The sequence below is a fragment of the Paenibacillus sp. GM2 genome (genome assembly GCF_900069005.2).
Classification (GTDB): domain Bacteria; phylum Bacillota; class Bacilli; order Paenibacillales; family Paenibacillaceae; genus Fontibacillus.
Window position 1 is genome coordinate 454,312 of the sequence record NZ_LN831278.1, and the last position, 8,812, is coordinate 463,123.

General features: G+C 50.9%; 8 protein-coding genes. 5 read left to right on the forward strand and 3 right to left on the reverse strand.

Annotated features, from left to right (window positions below; translation table 11 throughout):
• Positions 1-118: 118 nt before the first annotated feature.
• Positions 119-1,510: an L-cystine transporter gene (locus BN1360_RS08645; protein ID WP_068779458.1), complete on the forward strand. Its 1,392-nt coding sequence runs from the start codon at positions 119-121 to the stop codon at positions 1,508-1,510.
• A gap of 102 nt (positions 1,511-1,612) precedes the next feature.
• Here BN1360_RS08645 and BN1360_RS08650 read toward each other — a convergent pair whose 3' ends face one another.
• Genes BN1360_RS08650 through BN1360_RS08660 form a run of 3 tightly spaced genes read right to left on the reverse strand, consistent with a single transcriptional unit; the run spans position 1,613 to position 3,859 of the window.
• A complete protein-coding gene (locus BN1360_RS08650) occupies positions 1,613-2,881 on the reverse strand; it encodes a hypothetical protein (RefSeq protein ID WP_068779459.1) in 1,269 nt (422 codons plus the stop codon).
• 13 nt (positions 2,882-2,894) lie between these two features.
• Entirely contained in the window at positions 2,895-3,389 is a 495-nt protein-coding gene (locus BN1360_RS08655) for a hypothetical protein (RefSeq protein WP_068779460.1), read from the reverse strand.
• Entirely contained in the window at positions 3,386-3,859 is a 474-nt protein-coding gene (locus BN1360_RS08660) for a type IV pilus modification PilV family protein (RefSeq protein ID WP_068779461.1), read from the reverse strand. The genes BN1360_RS08655 and BN1360_RS08660 overlap by 4 nt, the downstream gene beginning before the upstream one ends.
• Positions 3,860-4,137: 278 nt before the next feature.
• Here BN1360_RS08660 and BN1360_RS08665 point away from each other — a divergent pair, with 278 nt between their 5' ends.
• From BN1360_RS08665 to BN1360_RS08680, 4 genes are all read left to right on the forward strand, one after another.
• Positions 4,138-5,829, forward strand: coding sequence for a GspE/PulE family protein (locus tag BN1360_RS08665; RefSeq protein ID WP_068779462.1), 1,692 nt, complete (start codon positions 4,138-4,140; stop codon positions 5,827-5,829).
• A complete protein-coding gene (locus tag BN1360_RS08670; protein ID WP_068779463.1) occupies positions 5,826-6,875 on the forward strand; it encodes a type IV pilus twitching motility protein PilT in 1,050 nt (349 codons plus the stop codon). Before BN1360_RS08665 ends, BN1360_RS08670 begins: the two co-directional genes overlap by 4 nt.
• A 1-nt stretch (position 6,876) precedes the next feature.
• Positions 6,877-8,085, forward strand: coding sequence for a type II secretion system F family protein (locus BN1360_RS08675; RefSeq protein ID WP_068779464.1), 1,209 nt, complete (start codon positions 6,877-6,879; stop codon positions 8,083-8,085).
• A gap of 174 nt (positions 8,086-8,259) precedes the next feature.
• Entirely contained in the window at positions 8,260-8,697 is a 438-nt protein-coding gene (locus tag BN1360_RS08680; RefSeq protein ID WP_068779465.1) for a prepilin-type N-terminal cleavage/methylation domain-containing protein, read from the forward strand.
• Positions 8,698-8,812: the final 115 nt, after the last annotated feature.

The following is an 8,812-nucleotide window of genomic DNA, read 5'->3' on the forward strand; positions in this document are numbered from 1 at the left end:
AGTTCCCAAAAATAATCTTAAATTAATCCTACCCATTTAGTCGAGATTGTGATATTATATCGACATTAATAATTCAGCAAGGTCATTATGAGATGACAGTTGAGGGGGAGAGACAGAAGTGGAAACCATTCAAGTCATTCTGAATGTTGTTGTTATGCTTGCATTAATTGGGCTGTTGCTCTGGATGCAGAAGAAGCATATTTCTTTTACAAAGCGTGTATTTACCGGTCTTGGATTGGGGCTCGTATTTGGGGTTGTACTACAAGCCATCTATACGTCCAGCTCTGATGTGCTGGCCAAATCATCGGATTGGTTCAATCTTGTCGGACGGGGTTATGTCGGCTTATTGCAAATGGTCGTTATCCCGCTGATTATGGTATCGATTATTTCAGCGATTATGAAATTGAAGGGCAAGCAGAACTTAGGCAAGATGACTGCTCTGATCATCGCTACATTGCTGATAACTACAGCGATCGCTGCGACGGTAAGTATCGTTACCAGCCTGAGCTTCGATCTGAAAGCCATTCAAATTGAAGCGGGTCAGAAGGAACAGGAGCGTGGAGCGAAGCTTGAAGAGCGTGTCGGCGATGTAGCCGATAAGACGATTCCGCAGTATGTCCTGGATTTCATCCCAACAAATCCGTTTGCGGATATGGCGGGTTCACGCAGTTCCTCAACGATGGCTGTCGTTGTATTCTCGGCATTTATCGGTATTGCTGTACTTGGAATAGACCGGAAGAAGCCGGAGCAGGCGGAGACCTTCCGTAAAATCGTTGAAGCTGTATATGCTGTCGTTATGCGAATCGTAACCTTGGTGTTGAGGCTGACGCCTTACGGGATTCTGGCGCTTATCACCAATGTGGTGGCGACGACGAACCCGCAGGAAATTCTCAAGCTGATCAAGTTCGTTGGCGCTTCTTATGTAGCGTTGATCGTCATGTTCATTATCCATCTTGTTATACTGGCCTTCTTCGGATACAATCCGATTCAGTATGTAAGAAAGGTATTCCCGACACTGATCTTCGCGTTCACATCACGTTCCAGCGTGGCAACCATTCCGCTGAATGTGGAGACTCAGACGAAGCGTCTGGGCGTGCCTGAGGGCGTTGCCAACTTGTCGGCTTCGTTCGGATCGATGATCGGGCAGAACGGATGCGCCGGGATCTATCCGGCAATGCTGGCGGTAATGATCGCACCGACGGTAGGCATTAACCCAATGAGCTGGGATTTCATCATTACCTTGATTCTTGTCGTAGTGATCAGTTCGTTTGGTGTTGCTGGCGTTGGCGGTGGGGCTACCTTTGCTTCACTGATCGTATTGTCAACGATGAACTTGCCTGTAGGGTTGGCGGGTCTGCTGATCTCCGTTGAACCGTTGATCGACATGGGCCGTACCGCTCTGAACGTTAACGATTCGATCGTAGCCGGGGTTGTAACCGGTAAGGTATTGGGCGAGAACGATAAAGACGTATTCAATCAAAATGTTGAATTGGATGCTGTGCAAGCATAATATCATAGAAGGATAAGGCGGCAGCCTCGGATCATCTTGCAAAGATGAGAGAGGCTGCCGCCTTTTTTATATAAATGTAATGTAGACTAGTCTATCTGCTTATCATAAGCTCCCTTCAATAAATACAATATCGGCGGGTTGCTTCGGCGACTGCTTGTTGATCTCCGTTCCTTCGATGGTTAATTTTCCGTTGCCATTAAGATGGATCGAGCCGTTCGAGTATATATAACCGAGCAGGGAAGAGGAATTGAATGATCCGGCATTTAATGCGACAGAGCCTGCGGCGTAAATTCTGAACTGGCTGCGGTTATATAAAGTGCCGTTGACCTCGGATTTCACATAGATGCGCCCTGCTGTGAGTGTACCGTTAATATTGATTTGATTTGTATAAAGATCTCCCTCAATAACTGCTTTATTTGGAGTGCTGCCATTCCCGTTCATGTTTATAGATCCGTTGACGCGGATGGATGCTCCGGAATGAATTTCGGCGCTGCCATTAAGCATCAGATTCCCGTTAATGTAAATATGACCGCTGGCGGAGAGGCTTGATCCGGGCTGCATCGTTAATTCGCCTTGAATAACTAAGTCGCCGTCGACTTCGAGGGACTTTCCGTCCATGAGCTTCAAGCTTCTGAGGGTGGTTGACCCGGGATAATGCTCATTGCGGGAGACTTCGAAATTCACCGGTTGAGTGGGGGAATGGTGGAGCAAGTCAGATAATGATTGGGATAATTGCTTATCAAGCTCTGAGACTAACGAAGCGACCTCCATTCTCGCCGGCAAGCTCAGACCATCCATAGGCGGAGTGACGGGCGTGACTTTCTGGCCATTAACGGTGGATTGGTTGTTGGCAAGGGCTCCGCCAGCATATACACTTCCCTCAATAACTGTGCCGTTCATATCCATGGAGCCTTGACTTACAACGGCATACCCGTTGTTATCCTCACCCTCTGACGGGCCTGTCGGATCGTAGTCTAGCGTGATTTCTACTCTTCTCTGTACAGTTTGGGTGATTTTGCCCGATCTGCCTTGAGCGGACACTACTGCAGTATAACGCTGGCTCTCTTCGTCCATCATTACGCTGTCAGAGTCCACATAGGAATCAGCCGCCTCGCGGACATGCTCCAGAGTGACCCGATTCTCCTGATCCTGCAAATTCATAATTTGTACACGGAGATCGGACAGCTTCAGCATCAGCTTCGTCTCTCCGTCAGCCTGTGCGGTTACGATATCTCCTGATATATTCACCATGCCTTGTGAATTGACAATACTTCTCAAGACAAGCGTTCCGAGGAGGAACAGCAGGACGGTGAGAAGCAGCACAGAGACGAGAGCGTAGCCGCGTTCAGTGGAACGTGGGAATCTATCCATGTTCTCATTCACCTCATGATATGAATTTGATCGAGACGAATAAATAAAGGGGTTCAACATCAGCTTTGTTGATATGCCGAAATTTCAAATGGAGCTGGAGTCCGGAGCCATCCTTTACAAAAAAGGAACCGGCCAGGGATAAGCCATCCTCGTTCATCCGGGAACCATTTACATACAGATTTCCATCGTCTAGCCTTACGGCAACGGGCTGAGTGCTTCCGCTGAGCACATCCGTCAGCACTTCGGCCTGAAACTGGCCCAGCGGCCCGACTGCGTCCCCATCGATGATCCTGGTTGCGTTTTTCAGCTTGGCCTGGAGGCTGGAGCTTAGCGTAATGGCCTGGTTGCGCAGCTCGGTCTCATCATTGATGCGTCCATAAGCCATCAAGGAGGTAGTCAGCACGGTAGAGACAAGCATGAGCAGCAGTGCGGATAAGGCGATTGCGGCGAGCAGTTCGACCAGGGTCAGACCTTCCTCATCCCTGAATCGTTGCGCCAGATTTCTCATGTCCGGGCACCTCCGTTCTGCGGGTAATCCCGTCTGGCGGCGCCAACCAGCGAGAGTTGATGCCTGTATTGCTCCGGATGCTCCGGATCTTTGGACCAATATACGGTGACTGTGATGTACAGGAAGTCGGGATTGAATGGATAATCAGGGTGGGAAGAGCTTACAACGGCTTGAATGGAATAGATATCCTCAGCTTGCTCGGGCAGAGAACTGCCGGAGTTAGCATATTGCTGCAGCTGGTCAAAGGCCACGGACTGAATTTCATGCAGCTTGGCATTAGCGAGGTGAGTGGCCGACAGCTGTTGGTTGCTGAGCTTGCTCTGGGCGGCGCTGTTCGTGAAGTAAGACAGGAAGTATAGGCTGATCAGTGAGAGGATGACCAGTGCAGCTGCTATCTCAACCAGAGTCAGTCCATCCTCGCGCACGAGTGCGCGGCGACAAGACATGAAGCATTTGCGGGCAATACCCATACTACTTACTCCCTTTCTACGGGGAAGATATTTTATGGCGAGAAATGATTTTGCTAGATACCATTTTCACACCAATAGGACTCTAGGAGGAGTGAATAGGAACAATATACCATTTATAATAGCATCTTTTCTAAAAAAGGTATATAATGTATAACATAACTTCCACAAACATCCTCGTTTTTACATTTTTCTTACCTTGCATAGTATTTTAGACCTACTATTCTACTTTCCATTCAACGTAAATCTAGCAAATCTGTCGTTCGATTCAGAGGTGAATGATGCAGATGTTCAAAAAAAGGCTTGGCGAGCTTCTCTTAGAATCTGGGATTATAACGGATGCGGAGTTGCAAGCTGCACTGGAGGAACAACGGCATTCCCGCAAGAAGCTCGGTGATATTCTGTTGTCGCAGGGCGTTATGACAGAACATCAATTGATCGAGGTACTTGAATTTCAGCTGGGAATTCCTCATGTGACATTGTCGCGGTATCAAATCGATGCTAAGCTGGCTCAGATTGTGCCCGAGGGCCTGGCCAGACGGTATCATGTCTTGCCGATCAGAGCGGATGGCCGCAAGCTGATGGTTGCCATGACGGACCCGCTGGATTTGCTCGCGATTGACGATCTGCGCATGAGCACAGGCTTTGCGATCGAGCCGGCGATTATATCGCAGGGCGAGCTGCGGCTCGGGATCGCCAGATTATATGGCCTGCAGAACTCCATGAATGAGATGATCAATGACATTAGCAGCGGAGACGGCCATATCGAAGTGGAGGAATCATCTATTACCGATGAGGATTCCCCGGTCGTGCGGCTGGTGCAGCAGATGATTGAACAAGCTGTGCGGCTTGGTGCCAGCGACATCCATGTCGATCCGATGGAGACGCAAGTGGCGATCCGCTACCGGATCGATGGCATGCTGCGCAATGAGCGTTCCATCCCGAAGACGATGCAGGGGGTGGTCACGGCACGGCTCAAAATTATGGGCAATCTGAATATCGCGGAACGCCGACTGCCCCAGGACGGACGGATTAAGCTGACGGTTGACGGGAAAGGGATCGATATTCGCCTGTCCGCATTGCCGACCGTGCATGGAGAGAAGATCGTAATGCGTCTTCTGGATACCACGTCCGGGATCAAAGGCATTGAGAAGCTGGGGATGACAAAGCACAATCTAGAGTTGTTCAGACGGATGATTGAGAAGCAGCATGGCATTGTGCTGTTAACCGGGCCGACCGGCAGCGGCAAGACGACGACGCTTTATTCCGCGCTGCAGTATCTGAATCAGGAGCAGACCAACATCATTACCGTGGAGGACCCGGTTGAATACATGCTGGAGGGTGTGAACCAGATGCAGGTGAATACGGGAGCTGGTCTCACCTTTGCCAAGGGACTTCGCTCTATTTTGCGCCAGGATCCCAACATTATCATGGTCGGTGAGATCCGTGATTTCGAGACGGCCGAGATCGCGATCCGCGCTTCCTTAACCGGACACTTAGTATTCTCGACATTACATACGAACGACGCCGTCAGCACGGTAGTCCGTCTCAGGGATATGGGGCTGGAACCGTATTTGATATCCTCCTCCTTAATCGGAGTCGTAGCCCAGAGGCTGGTCAGATGCATTTGTCCTGATTGCCGGACTTCGTATTCTCCGGATCTGCAGGAGAGGATCTATCTTGAGCGTATTGGCGTTCAAGCCGATATGCTGTATCGCGGGACAGGCTGTGGAACCTGCGGCAAGAGCGGGTACAGAGGAAGAATGGCAATCCATGAGGTGCTGTATCTGGATGATGAGCTGCGGGCTGCGATTGTGAACGGTGTTCCGATCCAACAGCTGCGCCGTTATTCGTCGGAACGGGGGATGAAGCCATTGTTCGAAGACGGCCTTCTCAAAATGCAGGAAGGCAAGACGACGCTGCAGGAAATCCTTCGGGAGACCGGAGAGGAAGAGGAGGTGAGCGGATATTGAAGGCCGCTGACGTTTATTTCGTCGATTTGCTCCGCCAGGCATTTGATGGCGGCGCCTCCGATCTTCATTTGACGGTCAATTCTCCACCGGTACTGCGGATCGACGGACAGCTTCATCGCCTGGATGATGCGCCGCTGGTTCCACTTCAGCTGGAGGAGTTCACCAGGGCGATGCTAAATGAGGTGCAATATGAGAAGTTCTTGACCAGGGGCGAGCTGGATTTCTCCTATGGAATTCCCGGGTTATCCCGGTTCCGGATAAATGTCTATCGACAGCGCGGATCGGTTGGCATTGCGGCCCGTGTGATCTCACCAACGGTTCCTTCCTTCGAGTCATTGAAGCTGCCGTCCGTGCTGCTGAAGCTGGCGCAGAAGCCGCAGGGGCTGTTCCTTGTAACCGGGCCTACAGGCAGCGGCAAATCAACGACATTAGCTTCGCTGATTGATCAGGTGAACAGATCGAATAGGAAGCATATCGTCACGCTGGAGGACCCGATTGAGTACTTGCATCGTCATGATCAATCGATCATTAATCAGCGCGAGGTGGGCCTGGATACGGCCTCCTTCGGCGAAGGGTTGAGGGCTGCGCTCAGACAGGACCCTGACATCATTATGGTCGGCGAGATGCGCGATCCCGAGACGATTCGCACAGCAATCACCGCGGCCGAGACCGGCCATCTTGTATTCGCTACCCTTCATACCTCCGACGCCCCGCAGACGATCGACCGGATTATTGATTCCTTCCCGCCGGAGCAGCAGGGACAGATTCGAATTCAATTGGCGGCAACATTGCTTGTTGTACTGTCGCAGCGTCTGCTGCCGTCACGGAGTGGAAAGGGGCGGGTATGCGCGACCGAACTGCTGCTCAATACGCCGGCTGTCGGCAACTTGATCCGTACGGAGAAGGTGCATCAGATCAAGAGTGTGATGCAGACGAACCACCAGCTTGGCATGCATACGCTGGATATGAGCCTACAAGAACTGCTGCGGCTCAACCTGATTGATGAAGTTACAGCCAGGCCGTATCTGGCAGAAGGGCATATTTAATATGCCGCAGTATGCATATCGCGGGAAGGATGTCGAATCAGGGCGCAGCTGCCGCGGCGTCATCCAGGCGATCGACCGCAGCAGCGCTCTGACCGAGCTGAAGCAGCAGTATATCGTGACGGATATCCACGAGCAGCGGGAGACCGTCTGGAATAAAGAGTTCTACATCGGCAGCCCGGTCAAGAATGAACAGTTCGTCGTATTCTGCCGCCAATTTGCTACGATGATCCGCGCTGGCATATCAATTGTTGAGGCGACGAATGTGCTGGCGGCACAATGCGAGAGCAAGCCTCTGGCCAAGACGCTGCATGAGGTGAATGCCGAGCTTCGCAAAGGCAATACGTTCTCCGGTGCGATCTCGGCTTATCCGCGCATCTTCCCCGCGATATTTGTCCATATGATCCGGGCCGGGGAAGAATCGGGCAGCATGGAGGATACGCTGGAGCGGCTGGCCGTCTATTTTGAACGAGCGCATTATACCCGGGAAAAGGTGAAATCGGCGATGACCTATCCGGCTATCGTCAGCATTATGGCCGTCTTTGTAGTCGTTTTTCTGCTGAAATTTATTATTCCCCGCTTTCAGACGATGTTCACGCAGCTTGGCGGTGATCTGCCGGCGATTACCCGCTTCACTCTCTCGCTGAGCCAAAGCATCGAGGAGCGCTGGTACATTTGGCTAATGGTTATGGTCTGGATTGCCGCGGTGATATATTTATTGCTCCGCTGGGAACGGGGCGCCTATGCCTGGGATTATTTCAAGCTGAAAGTGCCGGTGTTTGGCCTGTTGAATCGCAAGAGCGCTATCGCCCAAATGACGCGCACCTTGTCTTCGCTCTATGCAAGCGCGGTGCCCGTTCTACAATCCTTGGCCATCGTGGAGAAGGTGGTCGGCAACAAGGTAATTGGGGCGACGATCCGCGAATGCCAAATCTCGCTTCGCCAGGGCCGCCCGCTTTCGGAGCCGCTCAAGCAATCATGGATTTTCCCTCCGCTTGTCACCCAGTTGATCCTGGTCGGTGAAGAGACCGGCTCGATCGATACGATGCTGGGCAAGGTGGCCGATTTCTATGAGCGTGATGTTGAAAATAGCGTGGACAAGCTCAAGCAGTTGATAGAACCGATAATGATTGTCCTTCTGGCCGGTGTCGTAGGCTTTATTATGGCATCCATCATGATACCGATGCTGAGCCTTTATGGAAATATAAGCTAAGTAGAGGCAATTCAGAAAGTTCATTTTTTATCAGAAAAATTATCGAGTCGAGGTCAATTCTGGCTTTATTCAACTAGAGCGTTTTGAAAAAAACATAAATCGGAAGGTTAAGCTTTAGTGCTGAAAAGCGGGCTTTTGAACACTCATCTAAAAAAAATTGGGAGGTTAACGATTATGACTGCACTCATCCACCGTTTGAGAAAAGAAGAGAAGGGGCTTACCCTCATCGAATTGCTGGCTGTTATCGTGATTATTGGGATTATCGCGGCTATTGCTGTACCGCTGATTACAGGAATGCTGGATAAAACTAAGGATAATGCCCGCGTGGCGACGGCAAACCAGCTGTTTGAGGCGGCGAAGCTGCGGTCGATTGCAATTAATAACGGGGAGCTGAAGGAGAGCCATTCATTAGCTGATTTAATAGGAGATGAATACATTCAGGCAGGACTGACAGATCCGAAGACGGGAAAATCTTTTGGAGCCGGGACCACAGTAAATTTAGATAAAATAAACTCTACTGAACCGGTTGTTTCGCTGGCTGTTGATGGAGATACCTTCACCTACACCGTGGAGGAATTAACCAAGAGCACCGCAACCGCTAAAGCCCCTTAAGGCGAAAATAAACAAGACGATGAATCTTACGACTATGATAACCGTTAACTTTATCATCGGATTGGGGGCCGGCTGGGCGCTTGGCGAGGCCGGCCGATGGCTGCTCGCCCGGCGC